A 17681-nucleotide genomic window follows, 5' to 3' on the forward strand; every position below is an offset into this window, starting at 1 on the left:
TCTAACTAAAAAGTCTTCCGATGTGTTATTAAGTTATCTAAAAGTGTAGCGCAAAATAGCCGGTAAACGCAAGTAGAATCGCGTTACAGTGCTAGTGATTCTGCTTTACAACTAATACCCCAGCAACCTAGCTCGCCCCTAGTCGTTAAATAGTTGCGGATCAATTCGCCGGTCTTTAAAATAAACCTCTCGATCGTGTTCACCAACTGGACGGGCCACCCGACATGGATCTCCGAACGCGACAACATTGCTCGGCAAGTCCTTGGTAACCACGCTACCGGCGCCTACAACCACGTTATCACCAATCGTGACACCAGGTAAAACAATGACACCGGCGCCCAACCAGCAATTCTGGCCAATGTGAATGGCCTGGTTGTACTGATAATTTTTAGCGCGCAACTCAGGATCGATGGGATGACCAGCCGTGGCCAACGTGACGTTGGGCCCAATCATAGTGTGGTCGCCCACGTAGATGTGCGTATCATCGACTAATGTCAGGTTAAAATTGGCGTAGATATTCGCACCAAAGTGAACGTGATGACCGCCAAAGTTAGCGTGCAGCGGTGGTTCAACGTAACAGTTGGGGCCCAGATCTGCAAAGAGTTCGTGGAGAATTTTCTGTTGCCGTTCGGGCTCACTGGGGCGCGTTTGATTGAAGTCGTAGAGCCGGTCAAGGTACCGCTTTTGCTCAACTTCAATGGCGGGGTCGTCCGGTAAATAGAGATCCCCGGTATGTAATTTATCACGGTTAGACATGGAATCATCCTTTCTTAATCTAGGGTCAAGCCAAACCTTGCGCACTCGCGCCGCCCAGCGTTGACTATGTTGCTGGCCAGCTACTCCCATCATAATCCGCTTTCAAAAATTAATAAATAACCCATTTATCAATACAACACGTGCCTACCATCAAATACCGTCGTATCTCAAAGAAAACTAGCCATCTGCTGATTTCTCATTGGGAGATCACTAGATGGCTAGTTTTGAATTGAGGATTATTTATTAAAATGTGCCGCTAGTTTTTTCGTAGTGTAGTACGAACTGTTTACCTGCCCGCCCGAAACATTTTGCAGGACTTTAATCTTACGATGCTTATACGTCTTCGTTTTCACTCGATAATTTCCCTCTAGTGGCAGATTCACTGTGTGATCCCACAGCGCGATATGGATTGTCCCGTGGTGCTTCTTGGCATAAATCCACGTCCACTTGTACTTAGTCTTAATTTTACGAAGCGGTAGTTTGCGCGCGTGTAACTGAAAATGCCCGAAGTCGCTGTTGTTATCGTAGCGCATGGCCGCCTTTTTAGCCGTTATTTTCATGGCATTCCCACGCTTTCCGGCTGATTCGTACCAGTTGTGCCGAAATGACTTAGGAAATGTCTTTAACGTTGACTTAGCTTCTGCTTGGGTGGTGTTCGGACCTGCAAACACGCCCGCCAGACCGAGGCCGGTGGCGAGAACGGTCACGCTTAAAATTTTTGCTATTTTCATTGGTTTACTCCTTAGTAATACTTTTGCTTGCGACCGTAGAACTCATTGATGCGGTCATTACTGTCTTGCATGATTCCCGTTTGGTAGTACATAATTTCCGTCTGTTCCTGATTCCATTCATCCATTCTTCTAGTTTGATCCTCTAAAGAACTCTGGACGTCAGAAATTGATTTGGTTGCCGCTTGCACGCTCTGGGTAATTTTTTCACTGGCCTGGGTAATTGAATTGATAATATCGCCCTTGGCGGCGTGAATTTCATCGACCAACGTCTGCTTTAATTGATGAATCCGTTCATCCTCATCAACCAAGACGGCCGCCTCTTTCCAGTTCATCGCGCGGCCATTTATCAGTAGCTTATAGATTCGAAAAACGTGCCGCACATCCTGCATATCATCCATGGGGAAGTAGGCTACATGCTCCTTCAGCGTCTTGACATAACCGTTTAAATTCTCCCGTGTTTGGATCTCTTCCGCATTCATTTTTTCAAAGTAAACACCGCGGCTGGCAGTTACACTCTCATGGAACTTAAACCGTTTCCTCAAAGTCGCCTCGTCACATTTATTTTCCTGACAATACCGCTCATCGGCGCGATGGATTCGATTCACCAAAGATTTAATACGATGGTTATGGTACATGGTCCAAGGTTGAGAGAACGGCAAATTTAGTTTTGCTGCGAAGTACAAGAGCCCAAAACCCACGAAACAAAGTGGCATTAACAATATTAAGGGTAACCCCGTGTAAATTGGATTCAAGAGGAAATTACCCCAACTGGAAAGAACATAACTCATCACGATAAGGGTCGTGAAAAAACCAATCTTAGCCACCTTCGTACTCCGATTATCAATGTGTTTAGCCGTTGGGAGATGTTTCACGTGATGCTCCCGACGATAGGCGATTTCAACCGGATGCTGATTCAAATATGTATAGTGTTTAAACCGTTTCTGTAACTCATCGAGCTCGTCGTTAAAAGCTTGCACATAGTTAACTGTCTTCTGCCGATTGGTATCCTTTAAGTTGTCCAAAGTAACCTTCGTGGCTACGGTGATTCGTAAATGCTCAATCAATTCAGGTAACGCCATCACCTGAAGTTTCTGCAATTTCTCAACGTTCCAATCGTGCTGCGGCATTTGCCAATCACGGGACTGCTGTAACGTTTTGGCTTGCTGATAGACTCGTTGCACGTCTTCATTGGTTCGCACCAGTTGTTTTTCATCATCCATAGCTAAATACCTTCAATCACTAATAATTTGGCTAACATCGACGCATAGCCTGACTTACGATAGGTCTATCGTACAACATGGGGCTGACACATTATGTCGTTCAACCGGTCTGAAGGCTTAAAATTTAATTTTATTGGCCTGCAGTTGGTAGTTTAGTGGAAATGTTCTGTCTGCCACGTAGAAACCGCTTATTAGCTAAGCCTAGTTGGTCAAATTCAGAGCGCGATTCCAACCAACGTGCCCGTGATTTTAACCGAACGCCACTCATTTATCTAATCCGCTTTCAAATATTAATAAATAAAACATTTACCAAGACAATACGTACCAATCATCAAATCCTTACGTCCGTTCGTTATTCTAGAGAAACAACTTGCTGTACATAGTACCTAGACGAACAAATTGGAGGAATTTGATGACTCATCGACTGCAACGAACCTTTAGTATCAGTATGCTGACTTTAACTTTGATGGGGCTGGGAACCCCCGTCGTCACTAGTCTAGCCGCCACGACACCAACCACCCAAGCCCCTGGTAAGACAGCGGATAAGGCCGACCCCGACCGCGTACCCATGCTAAACGGCGAACAAATGCCCGAAACCACGGCTACGCCTAAGGTGCCAGCGGCTGGGAAACCTGGAAGCCGGATTGCGTTGTCCAAGGACAAGAAAGGTTTTAATGCCAACACCCGTGACCTCGGTAGTTACTTGACTAAAGATAAGACCCAGGCTATTAAACCCGGTTTCCTATTCCGTTCAGCCCAATTAACAAAAGTCACAAATCCTGATATTACCAAATTGACCGGGTACAACATTGGTCTGATTATCGATTTAAGAACCCCGCTTAATCACATGAAGAAAAAAGACGCACTGCTTGGTAAAGCTACCTCAAAAGTTGCCGCCATTTATTCACAATCTGACGATGATGACTTATCAGGCGTCGAGCACTACAACCGCGCCAATGGTGGTTCAATTGCCTTCTCCCCGACTGCACTGAGTGGCTACCACGATTTCCTGACGGATCTGGTCAATGCAAAAGGTCCCGTCCTCTATCACTGTAAGCATGGGAACGATCGAACGGGTATTGCTACGGTGTTGTTGATGTCAATTCTGGGGATGCGTAATCAGGACATCATCGACGACTATTTAATGTCGAATAACTACGTCGACAAACAGGTTAACTACGCTTGGCTCAAAACCTATATCGGTCAAATTGATGAAAAATTTGGGGGTCTGAATGACTACATCACTAGTCCCAAAGGGTTAAACTTCAGTGCTGACCAACAAGCTGCCTTACGGGCCAAATACTTAGTACCATCAGGGCTGTCCGTGCCACACCCGAGCGAAAAGCCTACGCCGGCTCCCACTCCTAAACCGATTGAGAAACCAACTCCAGCACCCGTTCCTAGCCCCATTGAAAAGCCTACACCAGCACCAACTGCCGCAACATCGACTAAACCAGTAACCAATCCCACACCAATTCACGCCGGTCAACCAGACCTCGTCGTTACTAAGCCACATCAGGCCGGGAAGACTAAAGTGAAGGTCCTATCGGTGAAGAAATTGAAGCACGCCAAAGCCGTTCATTTAAAGGCTCACCGCGCCTATTTCTTCGACTTACATCTCAAACACAAAGTCGGAAATTCTGGCAAGACTGGTCGCCATCCCCGCGCTAAATGGCAGCTTATCAAGCAGGCCAAGCTACGGATTAATGGGAAAACCAAGACCTACGTTGAGGTTCAAAGTCCCCGGGGTAAGAAACGATGGATTCAGCTGAAAGATGTTTCACTGATTAAAAATACCGTTAAACACTCTCACTAACTAAAATGAGGTCGTTAAGATTGGAATGAGCCAATCCTAACGACCTCGTTTTATTTGCTAATAATTATTAAAAAGAACCCAACTTACACTGAATCCGCCATCCTAATTTCTATTTAATAGTCCGTACAAAGTAGGGGTTGGCGGTGACGTAACCCCCACTTACCCGGTAACGGAGTGTATCGTTCTTGCCAAAGTTATGCGCATTAGAATACGTCCAGCCTTTGACCTTCAACACCTCACCAGCATGATAATGCCGGTTACGCTGGGTCAAGTTAGCAGTGCCGTAACGGTTAATGGCGTGCTTGATCAGGATCTTTTTGGGCATTGTTTGCTTGCCCGCTTTAACCAACTGTTTATTGGCAGTCACATAACGCCCATTACTGAGAACAAAACGCGTCGTTAAATTATGCGTGACGATCTTTTTGACTTTGAGTACTTGTCCCTGACGATAATGCGTCCGTTTGCCGGTCAACGTCTTCTTACTGTAAGCATTGATCCCCTGAGGATTGATTACCGTAATCTGAGAATGCTTGGTTGCATAGTATACGGGTACTGTATATTTCGCGTTAGCCGTTACGTAACCGGTCTTACCCGCCGTCCGACTATGATGGTTGACGTCTCTGACCTGGTAGCGTTTCACGCCGTTCTTCGATTTGGCGTAACCCGTAACCACAAACATCGGCCGATTCATCCGTGACTTCTTATGGTACCACTGCTTGCGAGCTTTCTTCGTAAAGGTAGCTTGCTTGTACAAACCAATCTTCTGAGTGGCATAAATCACAGTTCCCTTGGGCGCAATCGTTGCGCCAGCTGAACCAGATTGTACCACGGCATCGTAAGTGTACGTGACCGACTGCTTGGAACCGGTGAACTTGCCAGTGGCATTCACTGGCGTCTGGTTCAACTGATAACCCGTAATGTCGAGTGCTGCCGTTTGATACGTCGCGCCCAACTTACCAGTTAATGTCTTGTCCTTAGCAATCTGATTGCCCTGCGCGTCAACATAATGCACCGTCACCGGTTGACTCGTTTCAGGTGTCGGCGCTGGTTTAGTGGTATGTGTCTCCGGTGCCTCGGCAAAAACGCTCACACCAGAGAGACCTGACATGGCTGGATCTAGTACGTAAGTACCATCGGCTTGCTTCTGTACAAAGTGACTAAGTGGCTGCCTGTAGGCGGCAATGGTCGCATCGTAAGAGGCCTGACCATCCAGGTTAGCTAATTGATCACTCGGATAGTCCTTACCAAATAACACGACAACCATCTGGTCGACCATCTGACTAAACTGTGGCTCAAAACTCTCTGAGTCTAAGAACGTGTTTGGATACTTTGACATTCGATTTGATTTTAGTTAAATTAGATCAAAAACAGGAGTTTTTAATCCATGAAAAGCTTTGCACACCATTATAGTAGCGACATCTCTCGTGAACAATTTGAACTAATCCGGACAGATCTAGAAGGCATACGTAAGCGGACTAAGCCAAGAAAGGTTGATTTATATGATATCTTTTGTGCCCTGCTTTATACCTTGAAAAATGGGTGCGTTTGGCGCGATTTACCCAGCGATTTTCCTAAATGGGAAACCGTCTATTATTACTGGTTACTTTGGACTAAAACGCCATCTCCTGCTGGTATCACTCCTCTGGATAAGGTTTTAAAAAAATTGTCAGCCAACATCGGTTGGCTCAGAAGCGTTCAGTTTATACATCGTTCGTCATTCTAGATGCTCAAAGTGTCAAGAATACCGATCCTGCTGAAAGTAGCGGCTACGATGGTGGTAAAAAGGTGAGTGGGATTAAGCGCCATCTTGCTGTAGATATCAATGGGCTGCCGATGGCAGTCCATGTGACAACCGCCAATGTTTCTGAGCGTGATGGCGCCAATGCGCTACTGGCGTTAAACAAATCACAGTTTGACCTGGTTCAACGAGTAATGGCCGATGGTGGTTATACTGGTAACAACTTTGCTCAATCAGTTCAGGCAATGATTAACGCTGAAGTCATTATTGCTAAACAGAGTGACCTTAGGCACGGTCAAGTGACCCCGCAACGCTGGGTTATCGAACGCAGTTTTAGCTGGCTAGGAAAATATCGGCGCCTCTGGCGCAATTGTGAGCGAAAGCTGAACACCAGTAAGATGATGATTAGCTTAGCCTTCCTGCGAATACTCTTGAAAAGATTCTAAACACGTTCTAAGTTAAGGGCTCGTTGATACTGGGCCAACATCCCCGCCAATTCAGGACTCTTCTCGAGAATTGGTTGAACGTTCTTTTCAAAATCAGCCTTACCGTCAGCTTGGGTTAACTCGTGTTGATTAAATCTAATCCCATCACTGATTAACCAGGCGTACGCGGCCATCTGACCACCGCCCTGTGCTTCAATACTTTGAACCGTCAGAGAACCACCCGCGGATTTTACCAAATAATCAATGAACGGCATACTCAGATCCCGTTTACCGGAAAATCCCTTCATAGCGGTGACACCGTTAGTCGCCAAGTCTTTCAACGTTTCGTTAGACGGATACTGGTCCTTGAACCACGTGACATAATCTGTATCCGCCAATTGCGTAGCAGTTACAACACTTGGTAATTTGGGATAATTGTAAATTTTAGTCTGTTTCCCGGTCTTATCCTGAAGGGCCGTATAAGGCATCTCTAACCCGCTAACCTGTACATCAGTGTCCCCAGTCGCTTTCGCAGCAGTAGCGGTCTTAGCCATAGCAGGCAAATCAGTTGTATCTGCACGAGCAGCGCTCGGACTAACGATGCCGCCTAGTAGTAACAAGGTTAATCCTGACACTGTGATTTGCTTCAAAACTCGGTTCACTTAGCTCACCCCATATACTTTTTCTTTAATTATTTACTGTTACTATAGCATATTCGCAGGTGGAATAGTGGGCTAAAATGGCAATGTACCGGGATTTCTTCATTAAAATTAGAATTTGGCGAAACCGTTTTCATCTTTCCTTTGGTATTACACAACTATCCCAATGTGGACACCTCAAGAAGGTTTGAGCGTCGTCTGGTTCATGGCGGTTACATTTTCATCAGAAATCATTGTCAAAACGCTGATAAATCGCGTTTTTTAACACGACGACCATGTAGCGGATAACCCAGCCCGCGTAATTGCCTCCCTGTTTCCGGGGGGACACAGCATTGATTAAGACTAAATGAAAATTCTCACCTACAAATCATGACTGTGGCATCTGTTTTAACGACAAACATTGATTCGATTAAGCATCAATACGACCAACGGCTAGGTCATTGTTGGCATAAACACGGAACAAACGCGTGCTGTCCAGCTTGAAATGTGCGTTGCCAGTGGTTGAACGACCTATACTGAACTCAAATCTCGATGAAAGAAGACGATGGGGATGAAAAGCTTATACCACGTATCCAATCAGCCGTTAAGAGAACTGCTGACTGTCCGAACAGCCCGTTATTTAGCACTGTACGTCAAGGCGTTGCCAATCTTACTCATTTTAGTTTTGTTGAATTGTCAGTTCACGGTGGGACGGTTCGTCTTCACCTGGAACGCAGAGTCATGGTATCTGGTAATCTGCTACTTGGTCTTTCCTTGGGTTCACGTGTTGTTCAATCACCTCTTGGTTCGTCGTACCACTGCAACCTATCACCCGGTGGATCAGCCTAAATCAGTAGCACCTAAGGCTAAAACTTATGCCGCCGGATTACCAATGACCCCCATTCAAGATTTCTCTGGAAGCGAGGATCATCTGTTGCCCAGGCTGTTGCGAGCGTTGGTAGAATTCACCTTTGCACCAATTATTTTGTTGCTTCTACCCGTTATATTGGGGTTACGGCACGGGCATAGGCGACATCAGCTGAATGGGTAACTCTATTTGTACATTAGTAAAGAGTAGCTAGGCGGTGGTACTTGCCTGGCTACTCTTTTTGGTGACTTGGATTTTCTGCCCTACTGCTGTGGGGAATACGATGAGGAGGTACTGGTCTGGCTTGTTTAGATAGCTCCATTACCCAACCTCCCTCGTATCAAGTTTGCAAAAAAACTTTCAACAGTTTCAAAATGTCACAACGTGGTTACTTTCTTTTTATCAAAAGACAAATTGAGTACCGCTACGTCAATGCAGTAAATCAATGAAATAATTCATAACAATTATTTATTACTTTTTCTTTTGAAACACAGCTACTAGTAGATACTTGATACGTCGCTATATACATGCACAGGTAATTTATGTAATAGTTCCAGTACTAGTCAAAGATTAGGTCGCAATGCTTTTGAAAAATATGTCAAAAATCAAAATGAAAGCATGTTCATAAACCATATTTTCATTTTTACCGCTTTATTTTGCCCCTACATTCATGGAGAATGCTATAGCAATGACAGTAGGCATTTAAGTAGGAACCATAATACTAAACCCGAAATAATAATGCTGGTACAACCACATCCATCGCCTTCATAACCATCAAATTTCATATCAGAATCGCCTCCATATCTCTGAGAAACACTGTGAAAACACAATCTAAATCCTTGACCAGCTGGGATCACCCCCACATCCGTTGGGAATACACTAAACAGACGTTGATTTAACAGCATTCAAAATTTCCCAGGCACCTAAATTCCTTTAGTTTGCTTCTCAAGCATACCTGAGGAGCATCTAGTTAACAATGTATTTAATGTCTACCCATAAACTAAATTTCACACTGAATTTATGACCCCAAACTACATTACAGCCGCCTTCTAATTAACCTCCTCACAGTATTTTTCAACCGTTTCTGTTTAACAACTCCGCTTAACCTATAAATAAAAACCACCCGTTGAACGGGTGGTTTTCTCGAGGGCTATAAGCCCTGGATACTGGCCAGCGTCTCAAGGCGCTGGCTTTTGTGTGTCAAAGCCAAATTGCGTTTGCCACTTTTGCTGCCGCTTTAAGCGGCGTTTGTATTACTTACCCTGACCCTTGAAAGGGTCTTCATACTCCCGAACGCTGAGTCTATCCACCGCCTGATCACTTTTTTCTTGATCACGAATATATTTTTTGATGGTGGCTTCGTTCAAGCCCACCGTGCTCACGTAGTATCCGATTGACCAGAAATGTCGATTTCCAAATTTATATTTCAAATTTGCATGCTGGTCAAACATCATCAACGCACTTTTTCCCTTTAAATATCCCATAAAGCTCGACACACTGAGCTTGGGTGGGATACTTACCAGGAGATGAACATGATCTGGCATCATATGACCTTCCAAAATCTTGACCCCTTTATACTGGCATAAAAGTCGAATATCCTCCTGTAAGTCACGTCGATATTGATTATAAATCATCTTTCTCCTATACTTTGGAGTGAATACGATATGGTACTTGCATAACCACTTTGTGTGCGCAAGACTGTTGAGTTTATTCGCCATTTAAAAAGTCCCCTTTCGATTTAGCAATGTTGGCTTCGACACCTACATTCTAATTCTTATGGAGGGCTTTTTGGTACAACCGATCTATTATCCGCCCGCATAGCGGGTGGGTTTTTGTTTCGCACGCTTTAGCGTGCTCAACTGGGCCTAAAGGCACTACAAAAAAAGGAACCGGCCCTCGACCGATTCCCTGAAGTGAACCCCCAAATCGGTGACAGGTTCTTTTGGTTGTGCAACTCAATTAACTGACTATATCGCTAATGGCGCTTAATGAACCCGCGGCCAGGTCTTACCAGAATACTTGTACGGAGCATAGCCTTTGAACCCGCCATTGTCGAGGTCCTGGACTATCAGCTTATTTTTGTTGGTAACCTTGAGCTTTAGCCGTTCCTTGTCGCCTGAAACGCTCCCCTTAATTGAATAAGTCTGCTTACCAACCTTTTTATACTTTAGATGCCTGACGAAATGACCGCCATCCATGGTATGGCCAGCGAACAACGACTTGTTAGTGAACGTGTAGCCCACGTAAGCCATTAGATTTTTATCCGTCACATGACTGATCATATAAGTCCGATTACGAACAACCTTGGGCACACCTTTGTGCCATTTACCCGCGTCAGCCGTGGTTCCCGTGGCAAAGTAAATCCCGCCAATCAGCAAAACTATCAGGCCAACCACTGCGATACGAATTGATTTACGCATTCCTATTCCTCCTCAACTGGCTACTCCTGCTTGTTCCACATGAAACAGTGGCTAAAATTTTTGAAACTCAGACCTTGAATTCAACGCACATCGAAACAAACTAGTCCCTTGCTCTTATCCAGGTCAATCCTATCCAAAACACCGGATGCATTTACCTAATCGGTCAACACACCAATGAATAATTGAAATAGGACATAGACGATTACCAATGATACTATCACGTGAACACAACCCAATCCATCGCCATCGAACTCCGGCTTTCGATCCATTCTTCCATCCCCAATGTGCTAACAGCCTTAAAACTCGACGTCAACTTATTAGTAACCTTTATATATCGAAAGATCAGCAATGACCATCTGGTTTACCAGTTATCAAATCCCTTGATCACTGCCACAACATGCTTTGATAGTTGCCATGCCTGTACTTTTTGTTTCGTCCTTTAAGCATACATCAGCGGTTCTCTATCCACAATCAAGTATGATAGCTCTTCCCCACTCCCACCTTTTCAAAATTCTACAGTCTCCCGCCCCATAACTGCTATACTAGTAATAGCAATTTTCACAGAGAAATCTAGCCTCATTTACGTACGCAAATTAACTAAGGCATAAGGGAGCTTCAGAATGAATAAAATTTTAAAGGCACAGTTCTTCGTCGATGACCTGTCAGACGACCAGAAGACTGTCATCACCAATATCAACGACTACATCAAGCAAGGGCTGAACGGCAACCAATCCTCCGTCGCTATCATTGAAGGCGCTGCTGGAACTGGAAAGTCCGTTGTCCTCATGGAACTCGTTCGTCAGTATATGACTGATAGTCGCTACCAAACTTCACTGGTGGTCAACCATCCCGAGTTGTACAAAGCCTATCAAGACCTCGCTGAATCCATTCCGAACATGAAAGTGAAGTCCATTCGGCGGCCCACTGCTCTAATCAACTACGCACAAAAGAACCACAAAAAATACGACATTATTTTCGTTGATGAAGCCCATTTGCTCTACTCCAAGTCAGAACCCTACGCCCATTACCGTGGCCAAAACCAACTAACCGACCTCATGAACTTGGCTAAGGTTGTGGTCGTCGTGTATGACTTTGAACAAGTCTTCCAGTCCAAGATGTACTGGGACAAAGACCTGCTCTACAAGACCATCGGCACCCACCCACATAAGCTGTTCAACATGAACTTTCAATACCGGATGGTTGCCAGCGACGAACAGGTTGCTTGGATGGATGACTTATCCGCTGAAAAGCCCTTGAAACCTTTCCCCGACAACAGCGACTTCGAATTCAAAATGTTTGATACTGCTGGTGAATTGTTCGAGAATATTAAGAAGCGCAACAAGGAATTTGGCATGAGTCGGGTCGTAGCCACCTCTGGGTTCCCTCGCATTGATGGCCGCCACAACGTCGAGATGGATACGTTCAACCTACCTTGGGACGAATGGGACCCACAACGGACCCACTGGGCCAAGCGTGAAGGCTCCATCACCCAGGTCGGTACCATCTACACCCTACAAGGTTTTGACCTCAACTACGTGGGTATGATCATTGGGCCGTCATTTGGCTACGACCCTAAGACGGATACGATGACCATCATTCCCGAAAAGTACTCCCACAAGGAAATCTTTAAGAAACGGAAGGACATTCAATTCAGCCGCGACGAATACAAAACGTTTATCGCCAACGTCCTAAACGTCTTGATGAAACGGGGAAAATACGGCCTGTACCTGACAGCCTACGACGATGCTTTACGGCAACGGCTACTTGAATTGTCTGAAACTGGCAAATAGTTGCATCTAACCTAAACAAAGACGACTCACCTAATACCCCTTTTCAGGGCAGCTAGATGAGTCGTCTTTTTAGTACGCTACTAACCTTAATGTTTCATGTGAAACAACGGTGGCTACTTTACCAATATCACTAATTTCAGAGAATCACGCTTGACTGTAACGTTACGGCATAGTTTAAGCTCATGGTTAATACACGAGCTTGGCTCCTCCATTCTCTGCGACATGCCTATGGAAAGCCGGCCCTGCTACTTAACTTAGAGATAGGAGAAAAACTATGACTAATGAAAATACCGACTTAACCACAAAAATTATTGGGCTTGAAAAGAGCGCTCTGGACAAATGGTTCAAGGGCGACACTTCCGGCTACTTAACCATCTGGTCTCAAAAGAACTTTTCCTACTTTGACAGCTCTAAACCGCACCGGGTCGACACCTACGCCGAAATCAAAGAATTTGTCCTCGCTAACGTGGAGGGCAAACTATTCGCAGACACCTACGACTTTGAAGACCCCCGCGTTCAAATCAAAGGTGACATGGCAGTTCTAACTTACCAACTCTTTGCCAAGACTTCACTGAACGAAATGCGCTACAACTGCATTGAGGTTTACGAACGTGAAGACACTGATTGGAAGGTCATTCACTCAACCTGGTCCTTCATCCGGCCAATGGACATGGATTTCGGCCAAAAGAAAACGCTGGTTTAGACTGAAACTCAAGCATCAGTACGCCGTGACATCTTAATCATCCTGAAACCTAACAAAAACGGGTGTCCCCATTGAGGATATCCGTTTTTTGTTACCCATTCTGTTCATGCCAAGCCTTGATCTGCGCCAATCGCTCCTTGAACCGCCGCTCATGGCCCTCAGTTGTTGGCAAATAATATTCATGCCCCTCTAAGGAAGGTGGCATGGTTTTCATCGTCGTCAGCTTATCTTTGGCATAGTGGGCTAATTCATAGTCCTTGCCATACCCTAAATCTTTCATCAACTTAGTCGGTGCGTTCCGAATCTGTAGCGGTACCGGATCATTCACCGTCTGCTTCACGTCCTTAGCCGCCGCGAGTCTGGCCTTATAAATGGCATTGGACTTGGGGGCCAGGGACAGGTAGGTCACAGCCTCAACCAGGTGAATGTCACACTCCGGCATCCCCAGAAACTGGCAGGCCTGAAAGACGTTGATTGCCACGTTGAGGGCATTCGTATCGGCTAAGCCAACGTCTTCACTGGCAAACCGAACGAGTCGCCGAGCAATGTACAACGGGTCCTCGCCACCCTCTAGCATTCGCGACAGCCAATAAATAGCGGCATCGGTGTCACTATTACGCATGGATTTATGCAGCGCGGAAATGATGTTGTAGTGTTCCTCACCATTTTTGTCGTACAACACAAACTTTTTAGTAATTAACTGACTGAGATTTTCCATGGTCACCGTCGTGGCCCCATCAACCTTCTCGCCATTGAGAATCGCCATTTCTAGCGTATTCAATGCCATTCTGGCATCCCCGTCGGCAAAGTTGGCAATCGCTTGGATTTCATCGCCACCAATCTTAATGCTCTGTTTCCCGTAACCATTGGGATTTTTCAGGGCATTCTCGACCAACGTGATAATGTCAGCCTGTTGCAAGGCTTTCAGCACAAACACCTTACAGCGTGACAACAAGGCTGAGTTGATTTCAAACGAAGGATTTTCCGTCGTTGCCCCAATTAAAATGATGCTCCCCCGCTCAACATAGGGCAGAAACGCATCCTGCTGGGCCTTGTTAAACCGGTGGATTTCGTCCACAAAGACGATTGTTCGTTGCCCAATTTCCCGGTCCAATTCAGCTTGCTTCATAATTTTTTTGATTTTACTGATACTGCTATCCACGGCACTAAAGCTCAAAAAACTAGATTGCGTTTTACGGGCAATAATTTCAGCCAGCGTGGTCTTCCCAACACCCGGCGGCCCCCAGAAAACCATGGACGAGACTTGGTCATTTTCAATAATTTCTCGCAAAATCTTGCCAGGACCCAGTAGATGTTGCTGGCCAACGAATTGGTCCAGGTCTTGGGGCCGAACCCGACTGGCCAACGGCGTGTTCTCCGGTTGATTTGAGAAAAGTGATTCCTGTTTCATGTACGACGCCACCCTACCTTCAGACTTCAGTAATCGAACTGTTGTAGGTAATCATAAACTATGACGTTGCGGGACAGTCAACTGGTGACGCTTATTGATTTAATCAGTGTCATGCTATCTGCAACAAAAAAACGAGCACAGTATCTGCTCGTTTCGTTTACCTTCACCTATTCAAATCCCTCAAGCCCGAACTCGCTGGACCGACACCAGTTCTCCCTGCACCACCAATCGTTTAGGTTCGCCGCGCTTGGCGGAAGCACAGGTTACCAGTGTCACCAATTTCTTGCCGGGTACATCGTCAATGACATTGACCTGGTGACGATCCACCACCCGGACCCGTGAGACTTGGTAATGGTACACCTGTTGCTTGTCCGTCAGATAGACGTTATCTCCTCGTCGAACGCCCTTTAGTGGAGAAAACAGGAGCCGCTTCGCTGCCATGTAGTGCCCAGCCAGCGCGTAATTCCCCTGGCCCATCTGTTGGTCCGCCTTCAGCGTTCCCGCCCCCCGCACCAGCACGCTATTACTGACACCAATGCCGATCGGCAAGTCTAGTCCCACCGCGGGGACCTTCAGCTGACCCACCGCACCATCGTAGCCGCTATTCCCGGTCAACTCACGGAGGCGATACCCACCGACCGTGAGCGGTGTCAGCTGCGAGGTCTTGGCGTAATCAAACGGGGCCGTCTTACCTTGCTCCGTTTTTTTCTGGGCCGATTGCTTGACCCGCCGAACACTCTCAACCGTCATCTCCCGCTTGGCTGCATCACCCATCCGGGTTACCGAGGAATTTTGTGTCAACCCGAGTAGGACCAGCCCACTCCCGACAAGAAACATCACCAGCAACCAGAGGGAACCTTTTTTAAAGCGTCGTTTACGTTTCGTCATTTAGTTACCCTCCCTTGCTTGTCTGAATCGCCGGTAACCGGCCCACGTGCCACCAATCAGTAGAAGTGCCCCGATAACCAACAGGATAATCTTGTACCAGTCCCACACCATCTTCCCTTGCGGAATCGTCTTAGTTTCGTTCGGAATTCGCTGTCCCGTCACCAAGAGCCGGTGGGTATTGATCATATACGGCGTACAGGTCATCAGCGTCACCTGATTTTTGGCCGTGTCCCGCAGGATTGGCTGACGCGTGGCCGCTTTCACGGTCCGAATGTTCGTCACCCGATAGGTCATCAACCCGTAGGCATTCTTCAGGTAGAAATGATCGCCCCGCTGTAACCGCGGTAGGTCCGTGAACAGGGTCGCGTTGGGTGACCCCCGGTGAGCCGTAATCAGACTGTGCTGGTTACGTTTGCCCTGCGGCACGTCCGTCCCGTGAACCAATCCTGCGTATTTCTGTAAAACGGGGTCGCTGGTCCCAGCAAACACCGGTAATTCCACGTTAATGGTAGGAATCGCCACTAACGCTAGGGGAGGCGTCCCCATGAACCGGTCATTTTCCTGTTTGAACGGGTTATAGAGGGTGGTCCGAGTATCCCTTGCCTGCCGCTGTAAGGACCGTTGGAGCGCTTTTCGCTGCCTAGTACTTGCCGACCGTAACTGGTTCTTATACGCCACCAGGACCCCCTGCTGACGCCAACCAATCACTAGGTTGCTGGCAGCTGGGTAGGCAATCAGGCCTAAGCCGAAACAACATAGCAGAATCACTAGCCATTTACGCATGCGGGGGTCCTCCCTTCTCTAATTGTCTAAGTGGCTAACCAGTTAGGCCGCCTTCCGTTGCCGGTAGTACAGGTAACCGGCGCCACCCATCAGGAGACTCCCGATGAGAAGAAATAGCCAGATACCCATCCCCCCAGTGGTTGGCAGGGCGTAGCTTTCGTTTTTGATCGTCTTGAGATTCGTTTTTTCATTAATTTTAAATGGTGTCGCTTCCTTCAACAACGCGTAACCCGCGGGGGCTTGCGTTTCAACCAGGTTGTAGGTGACCTTGCCTTGCCGCTGGTCATACACGTAAGGGACGCCGGTGAAGTCGAACGTGCCATCTTCTGCTGACGTTAATTCAGTTGCAGCAGCCTTGCTCGTCACCCATTTCACGAAAGTCTGGCCTTGGAAGACCGCCCAGTAAGTTCTACCCTTAGGACTAATCTTTTGGACCTTAAACTTCGCTCCAGCCAAGCCTTTTTCGGTCTGTGCGTCCACCTTCTTGAATTCAGCACCCCCAAGAATCAGGTCGTTTTTGATACCGATGCGCGTGCCCTGAATGTTAAAGTGTTTCGCATCCGGCAGCGTCTCGAGTGCTTTGATGTTACCCTCCTTATCGACCGTAAAGGTCAATGAAAGCTTGTGCTTCTTGGTATCCGTTTGTTGATACCACGGGTAGCGCTGGTTGGCTGACTCCGTTAACACGTACTCGGTCCCGACTTCCAGGCCACCAAATTCGATGTCCCCATTTTTATCGGTCACCAGGGTCCGCACTTCACCTTCGCCGTCCTTCTGTGCCAGGGTGAATTCCACCTTTCCCAATGGTAGGTACGTTTCACTGGTTGGGTCTTGGGGATTACGTCCCACCTTGTGGATTTCAGGGTCAACGTCCCGAGCAATCAGATTCTTGGGGTATAGGTGAATGGTCGCCTTATCACTCAACGGTAAACCAATGATCAGGGGCGCCGACAACTTCGTCAAATGATGCGTTGGGGCGCCTGTTTCCATGATCAGGTAGAAGCCACTGTTCCTAATACCGGGAAAAGTTAGGGAACTAGACTGGTCTTTCAACGTCTTGTCGGCAATGCTCGTTAACCCGTTGGCCTTCACGAAGGCCGCCTGGGCCGCTAGTAAGGCCTTGGGATCAGTCTGGTTAGCCGTAATATCCGTCAGTAGCTGGTTACGAGCGGTTTCAAAAGCTTCGCTGGTCGCTTCACCATTGGTGATACCCCGCTTTTTCATCACGTCGGTCAGGTCATAAACACTATAGGTGACCTCGCCGTACTTACCAGCGTTGTAAGGCGTCACGCCAGTTGGTAGGGAAACTTCATCCCCCGTGTTCTTAATCGTTTCTGTCGTTTGATTATCCGAGTTGTTGTCTAGCTTATGCAGCTCCATCGTGACCGTGCTTGGCGCTGGCGTGCTGGCGTGGGCAACTGCCCGACCGCCTAGCGCCAAGCCACAAACGGCGAAGGTCGCAAGCACCAGCTGTCTAATTTTAGTGAATTTCAT

General features: G+C 46.9%; 16 protein-coding genes. 5 read left to right on the top strand and 11 right to left on the bottom strand.

The features are described 5' to 3' along the window. Positions 1 to 138 precede the first annotated feature (138 nt). From AB3Y94_RS08010 to AB3Y94_RS08020, 3 genes are all read right to left on the bottom strand, one after another. Positions 139 to 756, bottom strand: a complete 618-nt coding sequence (locus AB3Y94_RS08010) for a sugar O-acetyltransferase (protein WP_367295765.1) — start codon at positions 754 to 756, stop codon at positions 139 to 141. 236 nt (positions 757 to 992) lie between these two features. Beyond that, positions 993 to 1487 carry a hypothetical protein gene (locus tag AB3Y94_RS08015; protein WP_367295766.1) on the bottom strand — a complete coding sequence of 165 codons (495 nt, stop codon included), beginning with the start codon at positions 1485 to 1487 and terminating at the stop codon, positions 993 to 995. Between the two features lie 11 nt (positions 1488 to 1498). Next, positions 1499 to 2707, bottom strand: coding sequence for a hypothetical protein (locus AB3Y94_RS08020; protein ID WP_367295767.1), 1209 nt, complete (start codon positions 2705 to 2707; stop codon positions 1499 to 1501). A 412-nt stretch (positions 2708 to 3119) separates the two neighbouring features. Between AB3Y94_RS08020 and AB3Y94_RS08025 the strand changes: the two genes are divergently transcribed. Beyond that, entirely contained in the window at positions 3120 to 4523 is a 1404-nt protein-coding gene (locus AB3Y94_RS08025) for a tyrosine-protein phosphatase (protein ID WP_367295768.1), read from the top strand. Between the two features lie 109 nt (positions 4524 to 4632). Here the strand turns inward: AB3Y94_RS08025 and AB3Y94_RS08030 are convergent, their stop codons facing one another. Then, positions 4633 to 5859 carry a DUF5776 domain-containing protein gene (locus AB3Y94_RS08030; protein WP_367295769.1) on the bottom strand — a complete coding sequence of 409 codons (1227 nt, stop codon included), beginning with the start codon at positions 5857 to 5859 and terminating at the stop codon, positions 4633 to 4635. A 48-nt stretch (positions 5860 to 5907) separates the two neighbouring features. On the opposite strand from AB3Y94_RS08030, the gene AB3Y94_RS08035 reads away from it, so the two are divergent. Next, a protein-coding gene (locus AB3Y94_RS08035; protein WP_097558290.1) for an IS5 family transposase occupies positions 5908 to 6707 on the top strand; the annotation gives its coding sequence in 2 pieces (ribosomal slippage) (positions 5908 to 6178 and positions 6178 to 6707; 801 coding nt in all). Here the strand turns inward: AB3Y94_RS08035 and AB3Y94_RS08040 are convergent. Next, entirely contained in the window at positions 6704 to 7348 is a 645-nt protein-coding gene (locus AB3Y94_RS08040; RefSeq protein ID WP_367295770.1) for a hypothetical protein, read from the bottom strand. The two genes, AB3Y94_RS08035 and AB3Y94_RS08040, sit on opposite strands and share 4 nt — an antisense overlap. Before the next feature lie 547 nt (positions 7349 to 7895). Here AB3Y94_RS08040 and AB3Y94_RS08045 point away from each other — a divergent pair. Then, entirely contained in the window at positions 7896 to 8375 is a 480-nt protein-coding gene (locus AB3Y94_RS08045; protein ID WP_367295771.1) for a hypothetical protein, read from the top strand. A gap of 1070 nt (positions 8376 to 9445) precedes the next feature. Here AB3Y94_RS08045 and tnpA read toward each other — a convergent pair. Together tnpA and AB3Y94_RS08055 are read right to left on the bottom strand one after the other, a co-directional pair. Then, on the bottom strand, positions 9446 to 9910 hold the full coding sequence (gene tnpA / locus AB3Y94_RS08050) for an IS200/IS605 family transposase (protein WP_367295194.1): 465 nt from the start codon (positions 9908 to 9910) through the stop codon (positions 9446 to 9448). Positions 9911 to 10177: 267 nt separating this feature from the next. Next, positions 10178 to 10612, bottom strand: coding sequence for a hypothetical protein (locus AB3Y94_RS08055; RefSeq protein ID WP_367295772.1), 435 nt, complete (start codon positions 10610 to 10612; stop codon positions 10178 to 10180). A 620-nt stretch (positions 10613 to 11232) separates the two neighbouring features. On the opposite strand from AB3Y94_RS08055, the gene AB3Y94_RS08060 reads away from it, so the two are divergent. Both AB3Y94_RS08060 and AB3Y94_RS08065 read left to right on the top strand, forming a co-directional pair. Further along, positions 11233 to 12402, top strand: a complete 1170-nt coding sequence (locus AB3Y94_RS08060; RefSeq protein ID WP_367295773.1) for a DUF2075 domain-containing protein — start codon at positions 11233 to 11235, stop codon at positions 12400 to 12402. A 274-nt stretch (positions 12403 to 12676) separates the two neighbouring features. After that, on the top strand, positions 12677 to 13105 hold the full coding sequence (locus AB3Y94_RS08065; RefSeq protein WP_367295774.1) for a nuclear transport factor 2 family protein: 429 nt from the start codon (positions 12677 to 12679) through the stop codon (positions 13103 to 13105). A 91-nt stretch (positions 13106 to 13196) separates the two neighbouring features. On the opposite strand, the gene AB3Y94_RS08070 is transcribed toward AB3Y94_RS08065, so the two are convergent. The 4 genes from AB3Y94_RS08070 to AB3Y94_RS08085 all read right to left on the bottom strand — a co-directional run bounded on the left by AB3Y94_RS08070 (position 13197) and on the right by AB3Y94_RS08085 (position 17681). Then, the gene (locus tag AB3Y94_RS08070) at positions 13197 to 14516 is read right to left on the bottom strand and encodes a replication-associated recombination protein A (RefSeq protein WP_367295775.1); all 1320 of its coding nucleotides are present in this window, start codon (positions 14514 to 14516) and stop codon (positions 13197 to 13199) included. Positions 14517 to 14696: 180 nt separating this feature from the next. Then, on the bottom strand, positions 14697 to 15404 hold the full coding sequence (locus tag AB3Y94_RS08075) for a class A sortase (RefSeq protein WP_367295776.1): 708 nt from the start codon (positions 15402 to 15404) through the stop codon (positions 14697 to 14699). Then, the gene (locus AB3Y94_RS08080; RefSeq protein WP_367295777.1) at positions 15405 to 16187 is read right to left on the bottom strand and encodes a class C sortase; all 783 of its coding nucleotides are present in this window, start codon (positions 16185 to 16187) and stop codon (positions 15405 to 15407) included. It lies immediately after the preceding gene. 42 nt (positions 16188 to 16229) lie between these two features. Next, positions 16230 to 17681: a SpaA isopeptide-forming pilin-related protein gene (locus tag AB3Y94_RS08085; protein ID WP_367295778.1), complete on the bottom strand. Its 1452-nt coding sequence runs from the start codon at positions 17679 to 17681 to the stop codon at positions 16230 to 16232.

Origin of the sequence: Levilactobacillus yonginensis, from assembly GCF_964065165.1 — a bacterium.
In the GTDB taxonomy this organism is placed as follows: domain Bacteria; phylum Bacillota; class Bacilli; order Lactobacillales; family Lactobacillaceae; genus Levilactobacillus; species Levilactobacillus yonginensis_A.

Bases quoted from the DNA above. Each gene is read 5' to 3' on its own strand.
- AB3Y94_RS08065 (WP_367295774.1), top strand. From the start codon at position 12,677: ATGACTAATGAAAATACCGACTTAACCACAAAAATTATTGGGCTTGAA.
- AB3Y94_RS08010 (WP_367295765.1), bottom strand. From the start codon at position 756: ATGTCTAACCGTGATAAATTACATACCGGGGATCTCTATTTACCGGAC.
- AB3Y94_RS08015 (WP_367295766.1), bottom strand. From the start codon at position 1,487: ATGAAAATAGCAAAAATTTTAAGCGTGACCGTTCTCGCCACCGGCCTC.
- AB3Y94_RS08055 (WP_367295772.1), bottom strand. From the start codon at position 10,612: ATGCGTAAATCAATTCGTATCGCAGTGGTTGGCCTGATAGTTTTGCTG.
- AB3Y94_RS08020 (WP_367295767.1), bottom strand. From the start codon at position 2,707: ATGGATGATGAAAAACAACTGGTGCGAACCAATGAAGACGTGCAACGA.
- tnpA (WP_367295194.1), bottom strand. From the start codon at position 9,910: ATGGCGAATAAACTCAACAGTCTTGCGCACACAAAGTGGTTATGCAAG.
- AB3Y94_RS08025 (WP_367295768.1), top strand. From the start codon at position 3,120: ATGACTCATCGACTGCAACGAACCTTTAGTATCAGTATGCTGACTTTA.
- AB3Y94_RS08070 (WP_367295775.1), bottom strand. From the start codon at position 14,516: ATGAAACAGGAATCACTTTTCTCAAATCAACCGGAGAACACGCCGTTG.
- AB3Y94_RS08030 (WP_367295769.1), bottom strand. From the start codon at position 5,859: ATGTCAAAGTATCCAAACACGTTCTTAGACTCAGAGAGTTTTGAGCCA.
- AB3Y94_RS08075 (WP_367295776.1), bottom strand. From the start codon at position 15,404: ATGACGAAACGTAAACGACGCTTTAAAAAAGGTTCCCTCTGGTTGCTG.
- AB3Y94_RS08080 (WP_367295777.1), bottom strand. From the start codon at position 16,187: ATGCGTAAATGGCTAGTGATTCTGCTATGTTGTTTCGGCTTAGGCCTG.
- AB3Y94_RS08060 (WP_367295773.1), top strand. From the start codon at position 11,233: ATGAATAAAATTTTAAAGGCACAGTTCTTCGTCGATGACCTGTCAGAC.
- AB3Y94_RS08045 (WP_367295771.1), top strand. From the start codon at position 7,896: ATGAAAAGCTTATACCACGTATCCAATCAGCCGTTAAGAGAACTGCTG.
- AB3Y94_RS08085 (WP_367295778.1), bottom strand. From the start codon at position 17,681: ATGAAATTCACTAAAATTAGACAGCTGGTGCTTGCGACCTTCGCCGTT.